Source organism: Paenibacillus taichungensis, from assembly GCF_013359905.1.
Classification (GTDB): Bacteria; Bacillota; Bacilli; order Paenibacillales; family Paenibacillaceae; genus Paenibacillus; species Paenibacillus taichungensis.
Genome location: NZ_JABMCC010000118.1, coordinates 221689 through 245188 on the forward strand (window position 1 = coordinate 221689; position 23500 = coordinate 245188).

At 48.2% G+C, this 23500-nt stretch carries 18 protein-coding genes; 3 read left to right on the forward strand and 15 right to left on the reverse strand.

Annotated features, from left to right (window positions below; translation table 11 throughout):
• Positions 1-52: 52 nt before the first annotated feature.
• The 6 genes from HP548_RS24205 to HP548_RS24230 all read right to left on the reverse strand — a co-directional run bounded on the left by HP548_RS24205 (position 53) and on the right by HP548_RS24230 (position 8247).
• A complete protein-coding gene (locus HP548_RS24205; RefSeq protein WP_310853677.1) occupies positions 53-952 on the reverse strand; it encodes a hypothetical protein in 900 nt (299 codons plus the stop codon).
• Positions 953-984: 32 nt separating this feature from the next.
• On the reverse strand, positions 985-2352 hold the full coding sequence (locus HP548_RS24210; protein ID WP_099858236.1) for a nucleotide sugar dehydrogenase: 1368 nt from the start codon (positions 2350-2352) through the stop codon (positions 985-987).
• Between the two features lie 139 nt (positions 2353-2491).
• The gene (locus HP548_RS24215) at positions 2492-3295 is read right to left on the reverse strand and encodes a response regulator (RefSeq protein WP_175383102.1); all 804 of its coding nucleotides are present in this window, start codon (positions 3293-3295) and stop codon (positions 2492-2494) included.
• 68 nt (positions 3296-3363) lie between these two features.
• Complete coding sequence (locus tag HP548_RS24220) at positions 3364-4761, reverse strand: glycosyltransferase family 2 protein (RefSeq protein ID WP_175383103.1); 1398 nt, start codon at positions 4759-4761, stop codon at positions 3364-3366.
• Between the two features lie 22 nt (positions 4762-4783).
• A complete protein-coding gene (locus HP548_RS24225; RefSeq protein WP_076288245.1) occupies positions 4784-5995 on the reverse strand; it encodes a HEAT repeat domain-containing protein in 1212 nt (403 codons plus the stop codon).
• 26 nt (positions 5996-6021) lie between these two features.
• The gene (locus HP548_RS24230) at positions 6022-8247 is read right to left on the reverse strand and encodes a hypothetical protein (protein WP_175383104.1); all 2226 of its coding nucleotides are present in this window, start codon (positions 8245-8247) and stop codon (positions 6022-6024) included.
• A gap of 860 nt (positions 8248-9107) precedes the next feature.
• Here HP548_RS24230 and HP548_RS24235 point away from each other — a divergent pair.
• Both HP548_RS24235 and HP548_RS24240 read left to right on the forward strand, forming a co-directional pair.
• Complete coding sequence (locus HP548_RS24235) at positions 9108-10352, forward strand: DNA polymerase IV (RefSeq protein WP_076288243.1); 1245 nt, start codon at positions 9108-9110, stop codon at positions 10350-10352.
• Positions 10349-10690, forward strand: a complete 342-nt coding sequence (locus tag HP548_RS24240; protein ID WP_076288242.1) for a YolD-like family protein — start codon at positions 10349-10351, stop codon at positions 10688-10690. The genes HP548_RS24235 and HP548_RS24240 overlap by 4 nt, the downstream gene beginning before the upstream one ends.
• A 194-nt stretch (positions 10691-10884) precedes the next feature.
• Here the strand turns inward: HP548_RS24240 and glsA are convergent, their stop codons facing one another.
• The 5 genes from glsA to HP548_RS24265 all read right to left on the reverse strand — a co-directional run bounded on the left by glsA (position 10885) and on the right by HP548_RS24265 (position 16516).
• Complete coding sequence (gene glsA / locus HP548_RS24245; protein WP_076288241.1) at positions 10885-11826, reverse strand: glutaminase A; 942 nt, start codon at positions 11824-11826, stop codon at positions 10885-10887.
• Positions 11827-11940: 114 nt separating this feature from the next.
• On the reverse strand, positions 11941-12423 hold the full coding sequence (locus HP548_RS24250; protein WP_175383105.1) for a GNAT family N-acetyltransferase: 483 nt from the start codon (positions 12421-12423) through the stop codon (positions 11941-11943).
• Positions 12424-12627: 204 nt separating this feature from the next.
• On the reverse strand, positions 12628-13920 hold the full coding sequence (locus HP548_RS24255) for an L-lactate MFS transporter (protein ID WP_175383106.1): 1293 nt from the start codon (positions 13918-13920) through the stop codon (positions 12628-12630).
• 120 nt (positions 13921-14040) lie between these two features.
• A complete protein-coding gene (locus HP548_RS24260; RefSeq protein ID WP_076288239.1) occupies positions 14041-14853 on the reverse strand; it encodes a LytR/AlgR family response regulator transcription factor in 813 nt (270 codons plus the stop codon).
• Positions 14854-14863: 10 nt separating this feature from the next.
• A complete protein-coding gene (locus HP548_RS24265) occupies positions 14864-16516 on the reverse strand; it encodes a sensor histidine kinase (RefSeq protein WP_099858274.1) in 1653 nt (550 codons plus the stop codon).
• A gap of 703 nt (positions 16517-17219) precedes the next feature.
• Between HP548_RS24265 and HP548_RS24270 the strand changes: the two genes are divergently transcribed.
• Positions 17220-17801 (forward strand): hypothetical protein, encoded by a 582-nt coding sequence (locus HP548_RS24270; protein ID WP_175383107.1) that lies wholly within the window; start codon positions 17220-17222, stop codon positions 17799-17801.
• A gap of 376 nt (positions 17802-18177) precedes the next feature.
• Here the strand turns inward: HP548_RS24270 and HP548_RS24275 are convergent, their stop codons facing one another.
• From HP548_RS24275 to HP548_RS24290, 4 genes are all read right to left on the reverse strand, one after another.
• Positions 18178-18465, reverse strand: a complete 288-nt coding sequence (locus HP548_RS24275) for a stage VI sporulation protein F (protein WP_053784316.1) — start codon at positions 18463-18465, stop codon at positions 18178-18180.
• Between the two features lie 114 nt (positions 18466-18579).
• Positions 18580-20625, reverse strand: a complete 2046-nt coding sequence (gene recG, locus HP548_RS24280) for an ATP-dependent DNA helicase RecG (RefSeq protein ID WP_175383108.1) — start codon at positions 20623-20625, stop codon at positions 18580-18582.
• A 10-nt stretch (positions 20626-20635) separates the two neighbouring features.
• Entirely contained in the window at positions 20636-21499 is an 864-nt protein-coding gene (locus HP548_RS24285; RefSeq protein ID WP_175383109.1) for a DegV family protein, read from the reverse strand.
• Between the two features lie 77 nt (positions 21500-21576).
• Complete coding sequence (locus tag HP548_RS24290) at positions 21577-23385, reverse strand: DAK2 domain-containing protein (protein WP_099858248.1); 1809 nt, start codon at positions 23383-23385, stop codon at positions 21577-21579.
• Positions 23386-23500: the final 115 nt, after the last annotated feature.

Here is a 23500-nt window from a genome sequence, read left to right on the forward strand (position 1 = left end):
TACATATTACAGTGCTCTTTCTTAAACTGCATATACCTAATATATACACCCGCTACTTCTTCTCCTCGCTCTTTCGAGCCAGCGGAATTCCGTTTTCCTTTGCATACCATGCCTCATAATGATGCACTGCGACACCTGCAAAGGAGGAATGAGAAGCGCCGAGATCAAACACTTTCTTCATTTCTTCGTCCATATTAGTGATGGATTTGCTGAAAAAGGTTAGATGATCACCCTCATGCGTATCGGCCAGCTCGGCTCCAACCCATACCTTCTTGCCAAGCTCATCCGCTTCTTCCAGCTCTTCCTTGGACAGATCATACATCTGCTGACCACTATCCCGATAAGCCATAATGGCTACCGCATCAAAGTGATCAATCACCCAGCGGCTGAATGTACCTCCGCCTTCTGCCGACTCGCGTGCATCCAGCCAGAAAGGGATCGCGGCGCTCATGTAGAGTCCGGCATCCTTACCAGCTTTGGTCCATGCCTTCATGTTGTCGCTCCACTCCGCAATAACGCTATTCTGCTCGTTCTCCCAGCGTTTTAGCTGATAAGGCTCAACATCCAGCTGAATTCCCTCAAAGCGTTCATTTTTGGCCGAAGCTGCATTATATGCCCGTACTTTTTCAATAAACGCAAGTCCCTCTTCCCGCTTCTCCGTATAGGCCCAGTCTGCATGACCGTTAAGGGCATGCACTTTGATCTCAGCCTGCCTCGCAGCCGCGATGAATTTGCGGTATGTCGCATCGGGTACCTCATCCTGAATTTGCAGGAAAATGGTATCCACACCCTGCGCTTTGGAGAAGGAGATAATCTCAGGCGTCTGCTCTGCAATAATGGAAGCGTCCCACAGCCAGGTCGCCTTATGTTCCTCATGTGAAAACCATTTGAGTAGCCAGGGCAGAAGAAGCAGGCAGAACAGCAGGGCCAAGATGGCCCATTTTGCCTTCACCGTCAGTTTGCCCCACTTGTTCGTTATATTCCTCAGACGAGCAACGCTTCACTTGGCTCAAGCACAGGGTGCTGTACCGAATGACCAATCTTGTAAATGTGCGGATGTGAATACGTTTTGAACGCATTACGTGTATCCAGAATTGGCACACCCATCTCGGCAATATCAAAGTAAGGCAAATCGCTGTGGTTGGTGATCAGCACGATGCAATCGTACTTCTTGAACTGCTCCAGATTGAACGCTTCGCTATAAACCGTCTCGCCATGTTTGTCCCGGAACGATTCCGCATGTGGATCATAATAGCTGACATTGGCTCCACCTTCCTTGAACTGTTCATAGATTTCCAGTCCTGGAGATTCACGCAAATCGGCAATATTTGGCTTGTACGACATACCGAGCAACAGAATGTTGGATTTACGTACCGATTTCGCGTACTCATTCAGAATGGTTGATGTTTTGTTCAGTACATAATATGGCATATTGTCATTGGTGGATTGCGCCAGCTCAATGAACTTGCTGTAGAAACGGAATCCTTTAGCCTTCCAGGACAGGTACATCGGATCAAGCGGGATGCAGTGACCGCCGATGCCAGGGCCCGGATAGAAAGGCATGAATCCAAACGGCTTCGTCGCAGCTGCGTCGATAACTTCCCAGATATCGATGCCCATACGGTCACACATCATGGCCATTTCATTAACAAAGGCAATGTTGACGCTGCGGAACGTATTTTCCAGCAGTTTGGACATTTCTGCCACTTTTGGTGAAGATACAGGTACAACCGTTTCAACGTATTTACTGTACAACGCTGTTCCCAGCTTGAGGCAAGCTTCAGTTGTGCCCCCGATTACTTTTGGTGTATTAAAAGTAGTGAATCGTCCGTTGGACGGGTCCACACGTTCAGGCGAGAAGCACAAGAAGTAGTCTTTACCTGCTTCGTGTCCGATTTTGTCCAGCTCATCCTGGATCAGTTCTTCCGTTGTACCCGGATAAGTAGTGCTCTCCAGTGTAATTAGCATGCCTGGTTTCATGTGCAGTTTAATCTGATCCACCACTGTCTCGATATAAGACGTATCTGGGTCCTGATTTTCACTAAGTGGTGTAGGTACACAGATGCTCAACGCGTCGATCACGCGCAGCATGCTGTAATCCGTTGTAGGCTGGAAGCGGCCGCTTTGCATCACTTTTTTCAATTCATCGGACGAAATATCGTGAATATAGGAATCTCCCTGATAGATGCTCTCCACTTTGGATGCATCCAGATCAATCCCGATTACAGTGAAACCCTGATTGACCATTTCCACCGCAAGTGGTAATCCTACGTAACCGAGCCCGACCACGCCGAGCACCGCTTCTTTATTTTCGATCGCATTCAGTAATGTGTGGAATTGTTGATTCTCCATGATATTCCCTCCGGGCAGTGTATTTGTTTGGTTGATTGACGAATCCATTTGATAGATGTTTGTCTGTAGATGTACTTGTTTGTCTAATAAAGATTAATGAAGGATAGCTGTTTCTCTTCGCTTTGCTATGTGGTTGCGTTTAATGCAGACAACGCCTGATTCGGGCATCCAGCTCCACAGGTGAGAATGGTTTGGTCATATAATCATCGACTCCGCTGCGGAAGCATTGACTGATCGTTTGTTCCACACGCTGTTCCGTCAATACGACGATTTTGGGCGGCTGAGCCACATCCAGGTTCTGGATATGTTGAATGAACGGCAGACCATCAATGCCATATAGGTTCAATTCGGTCAGTACCAGGTCAGGTGTGATTTTCTCAATCAATTCCAGTGCAGCCAGTCCATCCACCGCTTCATAGGTTTCGTACCCCTGCATCTTCAGACGCAATTGCAGAAACTCGCGTACCGTCGGATCGTTATCCACAATCAAAATTCGTTCCGGCTCGTCTGCCGTCTTGTCCAGCGTGTAGATATGAATCTCCGACGGGTCTACCAGCTTGGCCGACTCAGCCATATGTTGGATGGTTGCCTTTGAAGGACGTTCACCTGCCGGGAAACTTGCCAGCGTGATTTGTGGATCGGCACCAGGTACCGTCTCCTGCAATTCATGCTTGATGCGAAGCCCTTCATAATGAACCTCATCCAGTGTCAACCCTGGCAGCAGGACAGCAATCGCCTGTGTGGCTCCATCCTTCCAAACCTGAAATTCAGACTCACTGGTCTGTTCCAGATGTGTCCTGACCAGCTGCTCCGGCTGAGACTGCCCTGCACAATGGATGAACATTAAGCCGCATGTTTCGGCACCCGTTTCTTTCAATCCCTGTTCTACACTGCGGTACACATTAACGGCAGCCTCACGCTGCAATGTCGCCGTATTTGGCATGTTCTTTTCCACCCTTCTCCCTCGGTTATCTATATTGTTTCTGCTGTATTACTTTGATTACGCTGTGCTTAAGCCGCCTCGCTTGTTTTTTCTTCCTCGGACCAGCTCTGGCGTGTCATGGTACCCCATGAGTTGTTGTTTTGCATGAACTGGATATGCCCCTGCAATCTCCACAGCACGCCGAGCTGATGATAGCCGACGAATTTTAGAGCGGAGTAGAACAGCATTTTGACCAGATCCGATAGCTTGTTATACCGCTTGAATGCAATTTCCTCGAGCACAAGGGCTCCCACACTGAGCAGATAACCACTCACAATGTTAAGCGATCCAAAGAGCACAAGTATCGGCCACTGGGTCATATCCATCAGTACATATCCCGTGAGAGCGAGAAGTCCGGTAATGCGGAAATACGGATTCAGCGCTTCAAAAAGGATGTTGTACGGCATGGTAAGCATGCCCATGACTTTATATTTCGGGTTGAACAACATGCCGCGATTCTCGATCATGTTCTTCAGATTTCCACGTCCCCAGCGCTTGCGCTGACTGGACAAGATCCGGTAGGAATCCGGTGCCTGTGTCCAGCACACGGCTTCAGGGCAGAAAGCTACGCGGTATTTCAATTTGTTCTCCAGCATATAACGGTGAAGCTTGATGATAATGTTCATGTCTTCACCCGGATAACCGTCCCGGTATCCCCCAACCGCGATAACCGCATCCTTGCGGAACATGCCGAAGGCACCAGAAACGATAATCAGACCATTCATGTGACTCCAGCCGATCCGTCCGCCGAGAAAAGCTTTGAGATACTCGATAGACTGGAACATCGGCCAAATCTTGCGAGGCAGTGAAACGTCCTGCACTGCCCCATTCTCGATTTTGCAGCCGTTAGCTATCCGTACATCCCCGCCAATAGCAACCGTCTCTTCCGGATTCTCCATATACATGCGAGCCATACGAATCAGGGCATCCTTCTCCAGCAAAGAGTCAGCATCGATGGAAGAAATCAACGGATAATGAGACAGGTTAATTCCGGCATTGAGGGAATCGGCCTTACCACCATTCTCCTTGTCAATGACATACAGGTCGGGGAATTCCGGATTGTGGTAGATCCCGCGAATTTTCTGACAGGAAATCTTGCCCCGAATCTTCGTGTTGGGTACCGGCTTTAGACGATATTCTTCCAGCAACACCTTTAAGGTGGTATCGCTCGAACCATCATTCACCACGATGACTTCATATGTTGGATAATTCAGCGTCATCAGGCAGTTCACATTTTCAATAATCGTCAGTTCCTCGTTATATGCGGGAACCAGCAAGGAAACCGATGGTACCAGCTCCGAGCCTGACAACGTATTGTATTTGGAATAATGCGATCGCCTGAAGATCGTCCAAATGTTACGGAATGATAAGGCCAGAATGGAAAAGTAAAGCGTATTTACGGCAACGACATAATAGATTGCGACCATGCCGTAGATTAATAGTAGATCTCTAAGCAGTGTAATCCCCTCCTACCGCAGCCACACCTGTACGTTTCTTGCTTGTTATCCGGTTCCCACGTACGGGACCGAAGTACCGATCATACAGCAGCCTTTTTTTGTTATGTGCAATCATCTGGTCAACGGCTTTGTGGTCTGTTCCTGAGTGCTGCATCGTACTCTCAATCTGCTGCATTGCAATTTCCCGTTCAGCACCTGTGCCCTCCACAGCGGCCTGACACAAGGCTTCAAATCCCGGTTCACCCAGCTTGCCCAGGCTCTCCGCACTGTTATAGCGTACTCCCCAATCTTCATCACGCAGCGCTTTGCGCAGCAGTGGAATGCTGCCTGCCGCATGTTTCGAACCAAGCGCCTGCACCACTTCAGCACGTACCTCCGGGTCCGAATCCTGCATGAGCCTCAGAATGGTCTCGTCCTGAAGTGCCGGACTTGCGCTAAGATACAGCTTCACTGCTTCTGCCCGTACATCCTGATGTTCTGCGCCAACGAGTCTGTCGAGTGCAGGCATCACTTCCGGCACAGCTTGTCCCCACATCGCAACCAATCCCACTTTGACAAAGTCAGGATTGCGATCTTCCAGTAGTTCAATCAGAATTCTGCTTGTATCCAGACTGGTTTCGAGCAAAATATCTGCTGCCAGATGATGAATCGATTTTCCTTTGGTCAACAGCAGCGCGAGCATGTCTTTCAGTTCACCCTGACGGGTAGTACATCTTGCGATGGAACGGCCAATCATAATGGCCATCGGGCCAGGCTTTTCATCCTTAAGCAATTCCATCAAGCCTGGAACGGCCTCTGGACAACGCATACCGCCCAAGCGATAAGCCGCATCAATCTGGCGTCCGTAACGAATACGACTCAGTTCCTTCAGATCATGCTCAACAAATCCGGCTTCACGGCAGAGTACAATCAATTTGTTGCGATACTCGCCCTTGAACTGATCAATCCATTCAATAAGTTTGCTCTGGATGACCCGACGCTCAAGTGGGGCCAGCTTCCCAGGTGGCAATCTCAAGGGACTGTCCTCTGTCAACGCCGTCTGCAGATACGTAAAGTAGTCACGCTGCTTTAATTTATAAAACTCAATCTTGCGCCGTTTGCCGTTGTGGGACATTTTCATGGCAAACAGCAGGATTACACCCACAGCGACGAGCGCCGTACAGATGTATAGAAATAGATAAGCCAAAGCCAAATTCGGAAACATGTGAAAAGGTCCTCCTTTATACTCATTTATTCGGTCTGAAAACTTGGAATTTGTTCATACCGTTTCTTCATTTCCTCGTAGCTCAGTTTCAGTCGCTCACTGTACTGTACCTGCTCCCAGGGCTGCCAGCTGTATATAGGCAATGTCTTCACATCCAGTGTCTTCTGTTCACCACCAGGCCAAGAAATATTTCCAGTAGAACGATCCATTAGCCACGGAATCAGGGTCACACCTTTGACTGCGACGGTTTCGAATTCCCGCCCACCTTTCAGCGCTCCATACTTGATCGCTTGCAGTGAACTTGGGTCACCGAATCCAAGCAGCATCCATGGAATACGCATCTCGACCTGATTACCGTTATACTGCCAGGCGGTTAACGAATCGGTATCGGATTGATCTGGAGCTGTTGTTCCCCGTTTCAATGTGCCAACCTTCTCATTCATGAACGGTTGGGCGGACCGGGTATCCGGTGGGGTCATCCGTAAGCTGACCGCCAGGTTCCATGGATGGAATGGATCTGCTGCATTCTCTTGCTCCTCGGGCAGCATCCCATAACCGTCCTTGCCGTAGAGGCGCTGGTTAAAATCATAGTCCTTGGCGATCTCCACTTGTGATTCATCATCCTGTCCCAATGTAATCACTGTTTCGAGTCCATCACTCAGCGTTCGATCCGGAAGTCTCGCACCCGGCTGATTCCCACCATCCAGCGTATCCGTTCCGATGCGCAGCAAGGTCTGGTCTGGATCAAAAGGTTGATCGAGCGTCATGCCAATGTACAGGTAGGCTTCATCATGGGTCATTTTCATTTCCTTGATGCCGTCTACCTTACCTTGCCAGACGGTGACCTCTTCCTTCTTCAGCGCATTCCAGTCATCCAGCCTCCCGTCGATGGTCAGCTGTTCCTGCTTACCGGGGTCCATAGCGAGCAGACCGAACATCTTCTCATTCGTCAGCACGTTCAGCCAGTAGGCCCGCCGATCAGCGGGAATTTCGAGCGGCATCGTGTTCCAGGTTTTTTTGAACCACTCATCCTGCCACATGAACAAAATCGCTCCTGCATACCCCTCATCATAAATATCCTGAGTCAGCGATGCGTCGATCTCGCCCTGCTCGGCCTCGTTATGTCCGCCCTGATCCCGACCTCCCATACCCAGATGGGAGATTCCAAGCGAAGACGGTACACCGTACTCTGTAATCATTACAGGCATATCGGAAAACTCGGCTTTGAGCTTGCGCAGATAACTTTTGTACGTGTTGTACTCGCCGTTCTCATCCTTAATCGTCTGGAGTGTTTGGTCCGTATGGAACAGGTCCGGGTAATAAGGATACACATGGTATGCTGCAAAATATCCGCCCTGCCACTCTTCCGGTTGAATATGTCGCGCATCCACACTCACCAAATCCTCTTCAAACAGCGGCTCACCCGGATGATCCAGCACATCGGTGGTAACCCAATTGGTGAAGGTCATCGGATGCTCCCATCCGTATTTCTTCTCCAACACGGCGGTATAGTCCAGCAGCTCTGCCAGCCAATTCTCGAACGGTGATGCATCCTGCGTCCCGGAAAAATGAGCGCCTTTGTACTGCGGCACATCGGGGTGACTCTCATTCGTGTTGTTCACCATCGAAGGGTCCCACTCGGTCCCCACATGCCAAGCCATTAGATATTTCCCGGCATTCGTCTTGTATTTGCCGCTTGACTCTCCCGGTTTATCGGGAATGTCCGCATCCCCATATACAGCCGATACCGCCTTTTCAATCTCCTGCTTGAACGTCTGCTCAATATGGTCAGCATAGGCATCCTGCTTCTCGATCAACTCTTCTTCCGGCGACCATATGCCCTGTATAAAATATAACGGTTGCTCCCGGCCACGGTTATACTCAACCAATGCGGTGTAAAAAACCGGCTCATGTACCGTGTACACCCGGATGACATTGGCCCCCAGATCCTCAATCTGCTGGAACCACTTTAAGTAATCCTCTTTGGTCAACGGAAACTCGCCTGGGTAATGTCCTGGTGATGTTGCGCCCAGGTTCACACCTTTCACGAACATCTCCCGCCATGCACCATCGGGTCCATATTCCATGAACCGGTCTCCATCGGTCTTGAATTTCATCTCCGTGCCATTATCCGCTGTGTACGTAACGAGCTGGGGTTGCATATAGTGCCAGCCGGCAAATATTCCGCCTGTCACTACGGCCGCTCCTGCAAACATCGTTAGCAACCAGCGTCTTCGTCTTCGTCTGCTCATGGCTCTTAATTGCTCACCTCTCTAGTATGCATCCTGCTTCATCTGCGGATCTTAAATGACATGAAGGTCTACGGGAAATTCCGCATCGGATGTCCGCTTTGGGTAGAGATGTCAGCGGTGTAGTTCTCACTATAGCTCTAAGTGTCTGCATTTGTAACTAGGCTGATGGAAGCAAACGTGAACTGCAACATTCTGCCCATAATTCGTAAAATGCGCCATCAACTAGCATTCAGGAGCCCTTCTTGCTCTTATGTTCCATGGGCACGAATATATGTCACTTTAACCGTCCTTTGAAGTTCTTCCAGCCTTGCACATCTCTACCCGTTATTGTTATATGCAACGCGGATTGCGAGATCTGTTTCCGCTTGAACGCTTACCCCATTAAACGCTAATGATATTTTAAAGTTGCGGACATTTTTACAGTATTAACCATAAAGATTACAAAATTGATACTATAGTCCGATAACATATCCTTGAAAACCCGCGCCCTATCAAGGTTTTCTGAAAAGTGCAGAAAATGAAAAAAGGACATCAGTCCCCCCCTATAGGACTGTGCCCATTTATATTACTTTTACATAAAGCCCAATGAACACCCGGTCATCACCCGGAAGTCACGGATCTCTTACATGAAATGTAAAAAAATACATCTTATTTCCTAAATTTTGACTCTATTAGGTCCATCCAATATTTGTGTCCAAATTGCAAAATAATTCCGGTTGCCGCATCTGGCATTGTCGGATATGCTTATAAAACAGGAACACTTGTTCCATACTGTAAATAAACTGTAAAATAACGTTGGCTGAATGAACCCCATCGCTGTACAGAAGCAGCCGAATCATGAATAAAAGGAGAGAAGTACTATGCCCCGCAAAGACGGACGTGTCATTATGCTGGCCGATTGCCAGTCATTTTATGCCAGTGTGGAGAAGTCTGCACATCCTGAATACAGAGACCGTCCGCTTGTTGTTGCGGGAGATCCTGCACGCCGTTCAGGCATTATTCTGGCAGCCTGCCCACTTGCCAAGTCCTATGGAATTACTACAGCAGAACGGCTGGGTGAGGCTCTTGCCAAATGCCCCGATGTTGTCGTCATTCGTCCCAGGATGGCCGAATATATTCGTGTTTCCCTACACATTACCCGTATTCTTCAGTCCTATACCGATCTGGTTGAACCGTATAGCATTGACGAACAGTTTCTCGATGTCACCGGAAGTTTAGATCTGTTCGGCAGTCCTGAAACGATTGCCCGCAGCATCCAGGACAGGGTCATGGATGAGACTGGCGTCTATATCCGCGTCGGCATCAGCGACACCAAGGTTGTCAGCAAGATGGCCTGTGATCTGTATGCAAAAAAAGTCCCAGGAGGCATCTATACACTGCCCCGCAAGGACATGCAGACAACGTTGTGGAATAAACCTGTTCGAGACATGTTTATGGTCGGTTCCCGGATGGGGCAGCATCTCTATAAGATGGGGATTCATACGATCGGTGATCTGGCGCAGACTCCATTGTCCCGGCTTAGAGAACGTTGGGGTGTAAATGGTGAGGTATTGTGGCGTATTGCCCGCGGAATCGATGATTCTCCAGTAAAACCCGGGACATATGCTCACCAGCAGCAGGGCATTGGACATCAGATGACATTGCCTCGGGACTATGAATCGTGGGCAGACATCAAGGTGGTGCTGCTCGAACTGGCAGAGCTGGTCAGCCGGCGTTCCCGGGACAAATCGCTCATGGGTAATGTCGTCTCTGTAGGATGCCGGGGGCAGGATTACGATCGTCCAACCGGCTTCTCCCGCCAAATGAAGGTGAATGAACCTACCAACATCACCGATGAAGTTTACGATGCGGCTGCAGCTCTGTTTCTGCGCCATTGGGACGGATTACCCATTCGCCGCATCAGCGTGTCATTGACTGGGCTCGTGCCCGATTCCGAAGTACAGCTATCCTGGTTCGATGACCGCGAACGCAAAAGAGAACTGGAACGCGCCACGGATGACATCAAGCGCAAGTTCGGAGAAACCGCGATCATGCGGGCCTCCTCGCTCTGCTCGTCCGCGCAGGCACAGGACCGTTCTCATAAAATTGGAGGTCACTATAAATGAGTAAAAAATTACAGCAAAACGGGATTTTTGAGTCGTCACGCATGATGCTTCCCGAACATCGGGAAGCCTACATCATTCATCAGGAGCAACTTGCTCCCCGTACCCGTCCATCCCTGGATGCCCAGGCAGCGGAAGAAATGTCCCGTTTACTTAGTAACTCCATGCTGCTTGGGGATGCAGTCACCATCACCCTGTTCCATGAACATGATGATATCCGTTTTACCGGACAGGTGCTCCGATTGGACTCCCCTGCTCGTACCCTTAAGCTGCTGATGGAGAGCGGAACCCGGGACATTCAGATGAATCTTATTACGGATGTGGTACTCGCGAATGAATGATGCGGTCTGGGGTTGCGGGTATACCGGAATAGATGCAGCATGGCCATTGCTATGCAGGACCCTTTTCCTACACATTCTGAACCAAGACTGAAGCAGCCGATAAGCCCATTCCTATTAGACCATGTCGTTCCAAAGAAGCAAAAGGACGGATTGGTGTTTCATCGGCTACTTGGAAGGGTATAGAGATGACTTAATTAGAAGAAACTCCAGTCAAATTCCTTGGAAAGACGCTCAAGCAGATGCACACCTGCAATACTGTTTCCTTTCCGATTCAGAGCCGGACCTACAAGACCGATGCCAAACTGGCCTGGAACCAGAGTCAGAATCCCACCCGACACTCCACTCTTGGCAGGCAACCCGACCTGAATCGCGAATTCGCCTGATGCATTATACATACCGCAGGTAGTCATGAATGTCTTGGCGATCTGTACATAACGACGAGGAATAAGCTCAATCCCGGTGATGGGATCTGTCCCATCATAAGCAAGCACCAGTGCCATACGGGCTAGGTCCGCACAAGTCACCTCGATGGAGCAATGGCGGAAATAGACGGCAAGCACATCTTCGACGTCATCCTTGAGCACACCATTGTGCTTCAGAAAATAACCAAGCGAGCGGTTCAGATGGCCTGTCTCCGATTCGGACTGGTATACCGACTCGTTATAGTCCAGCCGATCATTATTAGCCAGCTTGCGAAAAAATTCCAAAATGCGCCGTGACTTCTCCTCTTTACAATCCCCAGCAATCAGGGACGATACCGTAATCGCGCCCGCATTGATCAATGGATTAAACGGAATGCCCGGTTCGACCAGTTCGAGCTTGATCATGGAATCATAATCATCCCCGGTAGGTTCTTTTCCTACATTAAAGAAGACCGCTTCCTCCCCATGATCCATCAGGGCCAGAATGAGTGTAAATACCTTGGAGATACTTTGCATCGTAAACGGGACACCACAGTCTCCGGCTGATACATGATTGCCTTCGGCGTTCATGATATGTATACCCAGTTCATCCTGTGAAGCCTTGAACAACTCGGGAATATAAGAAGCGACTTTCCCCTGTCCAGTGTGCAGACGGCTGGTCTCCAGCCATTCCGGCAGCAACTGGTTCAGACGTTCCATTGCAGCATTGCTCATCTCCATCTCCTCCAAATCTCTGTATGAGCATTTCACACGCATCTGAATGACAGTTTCCCATCGAAGTGATGCAAAATGCCCGGTATAGTATGTATTACCCGCAAGCCTGATCCCTTACCGCTTCACCTGAAGATTCAGCTCCAGAATCTCGCCGGGTAACCCATGATAATCCCCAACCCATGTGGATACAAAGTTCTGTCTGAGCAATATTCGACGTGATGCCGCATTGGACGGATCGATAACCGCATAGAGTACACCAATTCCCGCCGCCTGTGCCTGAATAATCAGCCGAGCTGCGATGGAAGTCCCATGTCCTTTCCCCCAATGCTCCGGCAGAATCATGTAACCCATCTCCGCCCGGGACGGATCGGATTCATCCGGGATCAGTTTCGCGTAGGCCATGCCTACCCCATCTTCACCAGATATCCGATAATAGCCACAATTGTTGCCGAGATTATAGTTCAGCATGGATTCAAATTCCGCCGTAGCTTCATGCTCAGGCAGAGCACGTTCGGTAATCTGTTGCATGACTTCAATATTGGACACAAGTGCATAATAATCAGCAAAATCAGATGGTGCATATTTCAAGAAATTCATGACGTACATACCTCCTCCAAATGGCTAATAAGGACTTGCTCTTTTTATTTCACCTAGAGTATACCAGAAGCAAAGTATGCATTGCACACAACCACTTCATGTACAGAAGTCTCATCCCTCTCAGGTTGAGCCGGTACCAAAAAAGCGGCCTCCGTAGAGACCGCCAGCTTGCTTTTTATAAAATAGAACTAATCCCCACTACGATCAGCTTGCCCGGGATGAAGGGTTAAGATTCATCTGCTGTTCCCGTTGGCGTGTACGACGTCCTTGACCCGGAGGCGTAATAATCAACGCCAGCAAGAGCGAGACGGCACACAGTACAGCGATCACAATAAAGGTAAGATGGAATCCACCCAGCAGGGCGCTGATAAACGATCCAGCCAGGGCACCAAATCCAAATCCCTGATAGATCACGCCGTAGTTTTTGCTCTGATTTTTCAGTCCAAAGTAATCTGCCACAATCGCCGGGAAGACCGTGATATTCCCACCAAAGCAGAACGCGATAGCGGCCACACAGGCGAAGAAGATGCCAAAGCTCAGCGGTACCAGACTCAGCGTCATTACGGCAACAGCCGTAACCAGCAGTGCTCCGGCAATAACTTTCATCCGTCCTACTTTATCCGACAGCGCGCCCAGAATGATACGTCCAGCGGTGTTAAAGATGGCAACCATCGCCACCGCATTCGCAGCTGTAGCCACATTAAGACCTGCCAACTGAACACCGATGTCTTTCACAATACCGATCAGATACAGTCCACTCATACATGCCGTGAAGAAAATAACGAACAGCATATAAGCTTCTTTCGTACGCAGCATTTCTTTGACCGTATAATCATGACGTGTTACTTGTTGCTTCCCACCGTCCGTGCTGCTTGCAGCCGGAGCTTGTTCACGTACAACCGCTTCACGGATCAGGAACGAGCCGCCTACAATCAATACCAGTACAATAATGCCCCAGTACATAAAAGCTTGAGCAGGACCAACAGCACCGATTAATGCCGAGTTCACGTATTTGAACAACAGACTGCCTGTACCAAAGGCCCCGACCGAAATACCTGAGATCAGACCTTTTCGTTCAGGGAACCACTTGATCAGGTTGGACAGGGAAGTAATATACGCCGTACCATCCGCGAATCCAACCACAAATCCGGCCAGAATATAGAGCAGTGTCAACGAACTCACTTGAGAACTGAGCACGAGTCCCAGACCAAGCACAACTCCGGCTACCCGAATCAGGCGACGAAGCCCCCATCGTTCTTGCAGTCGACCTGCAAATAGTGTGGCAAATGCCAAAGCAAAGCTGGTAATCGAAAAAGTTATCGCGACCGAGCTGACGTCCCATCCGAAACGATCAGACAACGGTTGATTAAATAAACTCCAGGTGTAGATGGTTCCGAGACCCATTTGTACAATAATGGTACCCAGTACAATAAGCCAGCGGTTCATTTTCATAGTTGTAGATGCTGAATTAGGTGCGGATGAAATAGCTGCTTTCATCGTGATCTCCCCTTTGCCGATGTCATATATATGAATGCGTTCACAAGCTAATCATACATGAAAGGGGATTCATTACACCGATTTGAGCATGAGTTGCATCAGATGCGGAATGAAATGCCTCTAGATGCGCATGAGCTGCCTGAATTCTTTGACTTTGCCCCGGCTAACGGGCACTTCAGCCTCCAGATCACGTAAACGAAGCAGGTACGTATTGTTAAACCAGGGCACAATTTCACGAATTTGAGACAAATTCACCACGTAAGAACGATGGCAGCGGAAAAAGGTTTCCTGTGGCAATCGACCGTGAAAATCCGAAATGCTGACCGGCATCGTAAACTCACCGTTTTTGGTATACACCTTTGTCACTTTCTCTTGAGCTTCCGCATAATAAATATCGGCGGTGTCAGTCACAATAATATTGTCATTGCGCAGCAGATTGATGCGTCGTCCCGTCTGGGCATTGGATTCCCGCGCCTGCAGATTTGATGCAGACCATTCATCGTTTGTTTGAGCCGTATTGTGAATGGGTCCATCATCACTGCCACGTTCACGTTCGTCCTGCTCATGATCTCGTTTGAACGCCGTTTCGAGTTTATGCAGCATCGTGGCAATTCGTTTCTCATCATAGGGCTTCAGAATATAGTCAAACGCCTCCAGCTCAAACGCTTCAGCGGCATGTTCCTTGTACGCCGTTGTGAATACGATATATGGCTTGCTCGCAAACTTCCCAATATGATGTGCCAGCATCATGCCATCCAGCGAAGGGATATTTATATCCAGAAAAATAACGTCGACTTCCTGCTCCTGCAGAAACTTCAGCACATCCAGTCCATCTTCCAAACAATCCACCACTTCAATTTGGCTATGTTCCTGTATCAAGTAATTCAGTTCCTCACTGGCCGGAATTTCATCTTCAACAATAAGTGCTCTCATTAACGGTTCATCACCTTGTCACTACATCTCCTTTGGGTACATCAAATAAAATATCAGTTCCTTGATCCAGCCGAGTAATCGTTAACCCTTGTCCATAAATGAGCTTCACCCGCCGATGCACGTTGTACAACCCGATCTGGTTGGCTGGCATCCGGTCATGGTATACACGCTCAATAATGTCGGCTCCAATGCCTGCTCCTGTGTCACTGACCCCAATTCGCACAAAGTCAGGATAGTCCTGTACCCGAATCCGTACGGTTCCGGGTCCCTTTACCTTGAGAATACCGTGAATAATGGCATTTTCCACAAGCGGCTGAATGACCAGACTTGGAATATGCACAGCCACCTCATCAATATCATAGATCACGTTAAGCCTGCTGCCGAAGCGCGCCTTCTCGATTTCCACATAATTGCGGACTTGCTCCAGCTCTTTGTGGATATCAATAAGCTCATCCGATAGCTCCAGGTTATAACGCATATATCCAGACAGATTCACAATCAGCTCGCGAGCCCGATCCGGCTTGGTTCGAATCGATGAGGCAATCGCGTTCAGCGCATTGAATAGAAAATGAGGATGAATTGTAGTCTGCAATGCACGAAGCTCCGCTTTATTGGCGGCAGCCTTGATCTCCTCTACACGTGATACTTCCATCTGGGTGGAAATAATCTGGGACAGGCCCACAGCCATCGTTTGCAACGGATACGTAATCTTGTACGCTTTGCGGTAATAAATTTTCAGGGCACCCGTCACTTCGCCCCGCTCTTTGAGCGGAATGATGAGCAGGGAGTGGATATCCGGCGTTTTCTCGTCAATGACATCATTGCTGATCGTAATCTCTCCGCTGGAGATCGTCTTCTTCGTCATCTCACTAATAATTTCATTACCGATGTGATATCGTTCCTCACCAAATCCCACATAAGCCAGTACATTTCGAGTATCCGTAATCGCAACCGCATCCGCCTGAATATCCTCCTGAATAATCCGACAGATCTTCCGCAGAGAGTCTTCATCAATGGAACGGAAGTACGGCAAGGTCTTGTTAGCAATCTCCAGCGCCAGCTTAGCCTGACGAGCTGCAATCATTTCCTTTTCCCCTTCTACACTCTGCACCAGCAGCACAATCAGTCCAATGTTCACCTCACCCAATATCATCGGCAGCGCAATCTTCGAGACAATATCGGCACCCAGAGGATCGGGATAGGAATACAGCAGGATAAGCAGCATCGTAAGCGCCTCACAGATCATTCCCGCCGCAATACCGATCATCCAACGCTTCGACTTAGGCGTATACTTATGTATATACCCGGAGACCAGACCTGCAAGGATACTCGTAATCAGACACGGAATCGCCGTGACACCATCCATATCGATCAAATACCGATGCACCCCGGAGACAATCCCCGTAATGATGCCCACAGGCGCTCCAAACAGAATGCCGCCAGACATGATCGCAATAATGCGCACATTCACCAGCGAGCCTTCCACATTAATACCGGTATACGTACCAAAGATGGCAAATGCACAGAATAACAACGTAACCGCAATGTACTCCTGCCATCTCAATTTTCCCTTTTGCAAAATCTGTCTAAACCGCGGTATCCTCGATAGAAAGAATAAAAATATAATCAGCAGTGCCGCCCGTTCAAACAGCCCCAGCAGCATCGTAAACATCTCCGTCAATCTGACTTCCTCCACATCCGTCAAAAATAAACGCCCCTCATCGCAGCAGCGTTTTCCTCACTTTGAAATCCATGTATGCTCGTATGCAACAGTTTACCGCTCCCCCAGAAGGAAAGCAAAGTCGATCCTGTGAAAATGGAGTAGCCGAAAGTCGCTAACCTAATGAACAGACGATACGGAATTCATTTTGCTCCAAACCATTCTCTTCCCTACAAACAAAGCTTCACTTACCTACACATATAACTCCACTTCCAGAAATCCACTGTGTTATAATTAATTGGAACATTATGCTAATTAATTAAACTGAAATTTATTTAAGAAAGGTGTATTTAAATGTTTGTAATGCTACTGATAGGCTCACTCCTGCTTTTTAGTGGTTTGTGGTACATCATTTACTTGATCTCGAAACGTACCCAAAACCCAAATCGCTCGTCTGCTCATGTGCTGAGAGTGATTTTAAGTATTTCGATCCTCGTACTAATAGTTGAAAACTACATATATGCAACAGTACCTTCTAATGCCATTTTAATTTTAGTATTTATTGCATCCTTAATTGCTACGAGCCCTTTTTTTGTTAAGAATAAAGAGTGATGGGATGACACTATTTTTCTTTCTCTCTCCTATTAGAACTGGATTATAATCAACATGCTTCGTTTATCTCGCATTCCAAGGAGGAATTTCCTTAATGAAAAATCTCTCTTGTGGCATTTTATCTCTATGTGTAATTGGAGCCTTAGTTCTTTCTACATGCGGAAAAGCAGACGACAATTACTCCCTTTCCAATAGCGAAAAACCTAGCAACATAACAAGCGAAGCCCCTTCAACCAACATTACACCAACAAACATTGAAAGTCTGATTGAGCCAGCGGAGATTGAAGAAATTAAGGACATCACAGGTGCCGAATTTAAGAAAGGCGTCTACATTAATTTCGAAAAATATAAAAGCAACTTTTTTGACGAAAAGATTATCTCCATGTTAAATAACAATCTGGAATCGATTGTAGAGAACAACGAAGAAAAGTTTAAGCAGAACCTGAATAACAAGTCTTTGAAATCCATTAGAGAAGGCTTTTATTACAAAAACACAGCCGATCAATTCATGTTCTATGAGTTGGATCTTTTAGAAAAACTCGATCATCCAGAACAAATTAGTGTAGGCGTACGTTTTGTAAGAAAGTCCTCAGACGGGAGTATTGAGAACCAAGGCATTACCTATTTCTTTACTAAAAACAAAAAAGGTGAGTGGGGTATTGAAAACATAGATTAAATTCCAATCGAAAATTTAAAGGAGATTGAATCCAATAGTATTTTGTATCAAGTAACATATGTTCTTGATTTAAACAAAAGGGCGGTTCATAAGTCATCTTGCTGACTTATGAACCGCCCCATCCACTAAAATTACTTCATACACATTCGATGTAATTTGGTTTTTATAAAGTGAACTTCCAGTTACACAGTAACAGAGAGTGCAGAACCAATCTGGAGAAGCGAAGCGCTCGCCTTTATCACCGGATTTTACCCTTTCAAAGGGTAATTCAAAAAAATCCGGGGATAACAGCGATCGGAAGATGGTACTGCACTCGGAGTGGCCACGTGTAACACCCAGTAGTTCATTTTATACCACCCAACATTCCATCGAATCCCTACCTAAACATGCCCCACAACTTAATCAAATGAAACGTATTGTTTGGATCAATCTTCTGCGCAAGAACAAAAGCAACAAATTGTTCCTCCTGAGTCGTAGAAAAATTCTCGTTCAAAATGACCGCTGACGACTTGACCAACCTTCTCACCTTGGCCTTATCCTGCAAATCAGACTTGGTGACCCCATCTATCAACTTTTTGATACGCTCTTTGACAGCGGGATTTTTCATCTTTGTTTTGATCCGCTCCACCAGCTGCGGACTGATTCCATATTGTTGGTAACCCAAAACGTACAGCACCTCCTGAATAATGAACTCACTTCTTATTCATATGACAGGAGGGCCTGTACACTTGACATTTTCCCACGGAAAATGTGGAAAACCACACATCTACAGCCCCGATTAATCGATCAGATCACCCTGGAATACTTGCTGCTGCTGTAAAAAGTCACGTAAAGGAGCGTAGTCAACAGACGTCCAGAAGTTCGCATCCGCAATCAGGCTGGACACATCATCTCGGGCCTGCTCCAATACGGCAAAATCCGCAACCATGTCGGCAAGACGGAACTCGGGTAATCCACTTTGCTTGGTGCCAAAGAAATCCCCCGGTCCCCGCAGATCCAGATCTCGACTGGATACTTCGAATCCATCTTCAGTTTCCGTCATGACCTTCATGCGCTCCTGCCCAACTTCTGTCTTGGGATCAGCAATAAGCACACAATAGGAGGCATGAGCGCCCCGACCCACCCGGCCACGAAGCTGATGCAGCTGCGACAGACCGAAGCGGTCCGCATCCATAATAACCATCAGCGTTGCGTTAGGCACATCGACCCCGACCTCCACAACCGTTGTGGAGACCAGGAGCTGAATTTCGTTGCTGTAGAAGTCCCGCATCATCTCTTCTTTCTCGCCAGCCGTCATCCGTCCATGCAGCAGACCTACACGGTACTTCGGAAAGTTCTGCTGCATCTGGATATGCAGGTCAATCGCATTCTGTACATCCAGCTTCTCCGACTCTTCAATGAGCGGACAGATCAGATAGGCCTGACGTCCCTGGTCCACTTCTCGCGAAATAAAACCAAGTACCCGGTCCATCATGTCGTGCTTGACCCAGTACGTTGAGATTGGAATCCGTCCCTTTGGACGTTCCGAGATGGTCGATACCTCAATATCACCAAAAGCCGTAATCGCCAGTGTTCGCGGTATCGGCGTCGCCGTCATCGTTAACACATCCGGGTTATAGCCTTTACGCCGCAAAACGCTGCGCTGATTCACACCGAAGCGATGCTGTTCATCCGTAACAACAAGACCCAGATCGCGGAAAAATACATCTTCCTGGATCAGAGCGTGTGTACCGACAACGATATCGATCATCCCCATCTGCAAGGATGCAATCAGATCTTTGCGCTTCCGTCCATTCACACTGCCCGTTAACAGACCCACAGTTACGCCAAAGGGTTCAAACAGCTTTTGCAGTGAGCGCATATGCTGTTCTGCCAGAATCTCCGTAGGGACCATCAGAGCCCCCTGAAAACCGGAACGAACGGTCGTATACAGCGCAATCGCTGCAATAACCGTTTTACCTGAGCCTACATCTCCCTGCAGCAACCGGTTCATCGAATACGGTGAACGCATATCATGCAGAATTTCAAGCTCTACCTTCTTCTGCGCATCCGTCAGTTCAAATGGCAAACTGCGAACGAACTCCCGAATCGTCGTATTATCCGTTGTGTGTACTACACCATCCATACGATCCCGGTTCAATGCACGATAGGCCTGCATCTTGAGTTGAAACAAAAATAACTCCTCATACACCATCCGTTGTCTGGCCTGCTGGCCTTCCCGGTTATCCTGCGGACGGTGAATCCCGGCAATCGCCTGTTTGCGAGCCATGAATCCATATTTCTTCATGAGTGATTGAGGCAGAATTTCGGGGATCATTTCCCCGAATTGGACTAACCCCTGATTAATCGTTTTGCGCATCCAGGACTGCGTAAGCTTGCCGGTTACGGAGTACACAGGCTGCAGCGTGCCCGAACGCCCTTCCCCTTTATCCGGGAATTCCGAATCCGTTACGGTCATCTGCATACGTTTCTGTTCCCATTTCCCTGTAATGACAATCTCCCGATTGGGCGTAAGCTGCTCCTTCAGAAAATGCCGATTGAACCAGGTGGCTGAGATCATCCATTCTTCCGTCATCACTTTACAGGTAAGACGTGACTTTTTGCCATAACGTTGCAACACCGGGATACCCATCACTTTACCCTGTACCGTAATTTTATCCCCGTCCTTCACTTCACTGAGCGAACGCAGCCGATAATCCTCATAACGAAACGGATAATATTCAAGCAAGTCTTTTACAGTAGAGATGCCAAAGGCGTGAAGCTCTCCCTCTTTGAGAGCACTCACGCCGCTAATTTGTTTTACCGATATTTCTTCCCATTTCATGTCTAATCCCTCATTCCGGAACAGGCCACATAAAGATGGCAATTACGCCTGGCCCAACATGGCTGCCAATGACGGCCCCAATATTGGTATATACCACTTCATTCAGTGTAAAATGCCCGCGTAATTGCTCTGCACAAGCGATCGCCGATCCAGGGTCTGCGGTATGACCTACCGCAAGATTAACACGTTGACCCGCCAGATCCTGCTGAAACAGCTCAATAATGCGTGCCATGGCTTTTTTGTGACCTCTGACTTTCTCCACTGCGTAAATAACGCCTTCCTCATCAATGGACAAGATCGGTTTAATATTCAACAGTGTTCCCAAGATGGCCGCAGCCTTGCCTATCCGACCGCCTTTCTGCAGATACTCTAATGTATCTACAAGAAAGAACAGCTTGCGGCTCTGCTGCATGGCTGCTACAGCCGCAGCGATCTCCGCAGCGGACTTGCCTTGTTCAGCAAGCTCGGCAGCCTGTACGACCAATAAACCATATCCATAGGATGCAGACTTCGAATCCAGTACCGTTATGTCTCCCTCACGTTCCAGCAACGATTTGCCAAGCAGTGCCGATTGATAGGTACCACTCATGCCGGAAGACAAATGAATCGATACAATGGGCCGCTCTGGGTCCTCATCCAACAATGTGTTATAGATATTCATAAAATCGGTGGGAGAAGGCTGTGAGGTTGTAGGCAGCACGGATACCTTCTCCAATTTTGCATAGAACTGTTCCGAAGTCAGATCAACGCCGTCTGCATAAGCTTCCTCCCCGAACAAAACACGCAGCGGAACAACATGAATCCCGTATTTATGGATCAGTTCTTCCGGTATATCTGCCGTGCTATCGGTTACGATCGCAACCTTGTGGCTCATCAGATTTCCTCCTCTTTGCTTAAGTGCTATTAGTGCATGTTCAAAAAGTTAACTGGGAACTTTTTGAACAACCTCTATTAGGACTCTACAGAGAACAAATAATAATAAACCGGCTGTCCTCCAAGATGCACCTCTACCTCAGCATCAGGATATTGTTCTTCAAGCCATGCGACAAGCGCAGCGGTAATCTCAGGGGTGGCCTCGTCCCCTTCAAGGATGGTCACTACTTCATCTCCGCTCTCCATCATCTGTTGCAGCAGGCCTTCACATGCGTGCAGCATGCTTTCATCCGTTGCCACGATCTTGGAATTATGGATACCGATATAGTGCCCAGCTTTGATATCAAGCTCGTCATATTGTGTATCTCTGACCGCATGAGTCACTTGACCGGACTGTACCCGGCTAATCGCCTCAAGCATATGGTCACGATTGGTTTCCGCAGATTCATCCTCCTGGAAAGCAAAAGCCGCTGCCATGCCCTGAGGGATCGTCTTGCTCGGAATTACAATAATTCGACGCTCATCTTCAAGCAACTCGCGAGCCTGCTGCGCAGCAAGTACAATATTGGAGTTGTTCGGCAAAATAAATACCTGCTCTGCCGCGATCGAACGCACCGCTTTCACAAAATCTTCAGTGCTCGGATTCATCGTCTGTCCACCAGACAGAACAACATCCACGCCGAGACTCTGGAAAATCTCCGCAATGCCTTCACCAGAAGATACCGCGATGAAACCATATGGTGCCATCTCGTCTGCTGGGAGCACAGCTTTTTCCACGCTACGCGTCGCTTCAGGAGGAATCTCTGCGAACAGCTCAGGCGAAGGCGCAATGTCCATACCTGCAGTCAGCAGATCACGATGCTGCTCACGCATATTGAGAATGTGAATTTGTGTGATTTCTCCATAACGGAGAGCTAGATTTAATACATCCCCAGGTGTCTTGGAATGCACGTGAACCTTAATCACTTCATCGTCAGCAATAATAATGATGGAGTCCCCGTTAACTGACAACGCTTTCCGGAATGCTTCGTCATCAAATGCAACGCCTGCGTTCTCTCCAAGCTCACGGTTAATAAAGAACTCCATGTCATATAGGAACTCAATATCTTCCGTTTCCAGTCGTGCTTGGGCAGACATTGGCATCTCCGGCACGATTACCTGCTGTGCAGGCTTCGCAGAAACCACTTCTGACGGTGCAGCTGGTTTCAATGCAGATGCCGCTACGGTTGGTTGTACGTCTCTCTGGAAGGATGTACGACTTGCCCCATCCGTTTGCAGCAGAACGTCCATAAAGCCTTCGTAAATATATACAAGCCCCTGACCGCCCGAATCCACAACACCGACCTGTTTCAATACAGGCAGCAATTCCGGAGTCATTGCCAGTGCTTCTTTTGCTTTTAACAATACTTCATTCATTAATTCAGTTATATCATTCGTCCGTCTTGCGTAGTAGCTGGCATGTTTCGCCGCTTCCTTGGCTACGGTAAGAATGGTCCCTTCAACGGGCTTCACTACGGCTTTATAAGCTGCGTCCACACCGTTCTGCAGGGCTGCGGCGAACTGGAGTGTATTCAGTTCCTCGTAAGGAGCAGCTGAACGACTGAATCCGCGGAACAATTGCGATAATATTACTCCGGAATTCCCCCGTGCACCCATAAGCAGGCCTTTTGATAAAATACCGGCAGCTTCTCCGATGGAGGCAGAACTCTTACGTTTAATCTCTGCCACTCCTGCACTCATTGTCAAATTCATGTTCGTTCCCGTGTCACCATCCGGCACAGGGAAAACATTCAGGGAATTGACGTGCTCTGCATGCTGTCCAAGTTGTTCCGCTCCGGCAAGTACCATTGCGGTGAAATCTGTTCCATTTAAAGAACGTATACTCAAGTGAGAATTCCCCTTCCTAGCTTGATACACGAACATCTTGCACCAAGATGTTATCTGGTCTGTTCATGCGCAAACGCTTATCGCGTTATTCTTCGTCCATACCTTGTCCGGCACA

Bases quoted from the DNA above. Each gene is read 5' to 3' on its own strand.
- HP548_RS24215 (WP_175383102.1), bottom strand. From the start codon at position 3,295: ATGCCAAATACGGCGACATTGCAGCGTGAGGCTGCCGTTAATGTGTAC.
- HP548_RS24270 (WP_175383107.1), top strand. From the start codon at position 17,220: ATGAAAAATCTCTCTTGTGGCATTTTATCTCTATGTGTAATTGGAGCC.
- HP548_RS24235 (WP_076288243.1), top strand. From the start codon at position 9,108: ATGCCCCGCAAAGACGGACGTGTCATTATGCTGGCCGATTGCCAGTCA.
- HP548_RS24265 (WP_099858274.1), bottom strand. From the start codon at position 16,516: ATGCTGCTGGGGCTGTTTGAACGGGCGGCACTGCTGATTATATTTTTA.
- HP548_RS24220 (WP_175383103.1), bottom strand. From the start codon at position 4,761: ATGGTCGCAATCTATTATGTCGTTGCCGTAAATACGCTTTACTTTTCC.
- HP548_RS24210 (WP_099858236.1), bottom strand. From the start codon at position 2,352: ATGGAGAATCAACAATTCCACACATTACTGAATGCGATCGAAAATAAA.
- HP548_RS24260 (WP_076288239.1), bottom strand. From the start codon at position 14,853: ATGAGAGCACTTATTGTTGAAGATGAAATTCCGGCCAGTGAGGAACTG.
- HP548_RS24230 (WP_175383104.1), bottom strand. From the start codon at position 8,247: ATGAGCAGACGAAGACGAAGACGCTGGTTGCTAACGATGTTTGCAGGA.
- HP548_RS24255 (WP_175383106.1), bottom strand. From the start codon at position 13,920: ATGAAAGCAGCTATTTCATCCGCACCTAATTCAGCATCTACAACTATG.
- HP548_RS24285 (WP_175383109.1), bottom strand. From the start codon at position 21,499: ATGAGCCACAAGGTTGCGATCGTAACCGATAGCACGGCAGATATACCG.
- HP548_RS24250 (WP_175383105.1), bottom strand. From the start codon at position 12,423: ATGAATTTCTTGAAATATGCACCATCTGATTTTGCTGATTATTATGCA.
- glsA (WP_076288241.1), bottom strand. From the start codon at position 11,826: ATGAGCAATGCTGCAATGGAACGTCTGAACCAGTTGCTGCCGGAATGG.
- HP548_RS24240 (WP_076288242.1), top strand. From the start codon at position 10,349: ATGAGTAAAAAATTACAGCAAAACGGGATTTTTGAGTCGTCACGCATG.
- HP548_RS24225 (WP_076288245.1), bottom strand. From the start codon at position 5,995: ATGTTTCCGAATTTGGCTTTGGCTTATCTATTTCTATACATCTGTACG.
- recG (WP_175383108.1), bottom strand. From the start codon at position 20,625: ATGAAATGGGAAGAAATATCGGTAAAACAAATTAGCGGCGTGAGTGCT.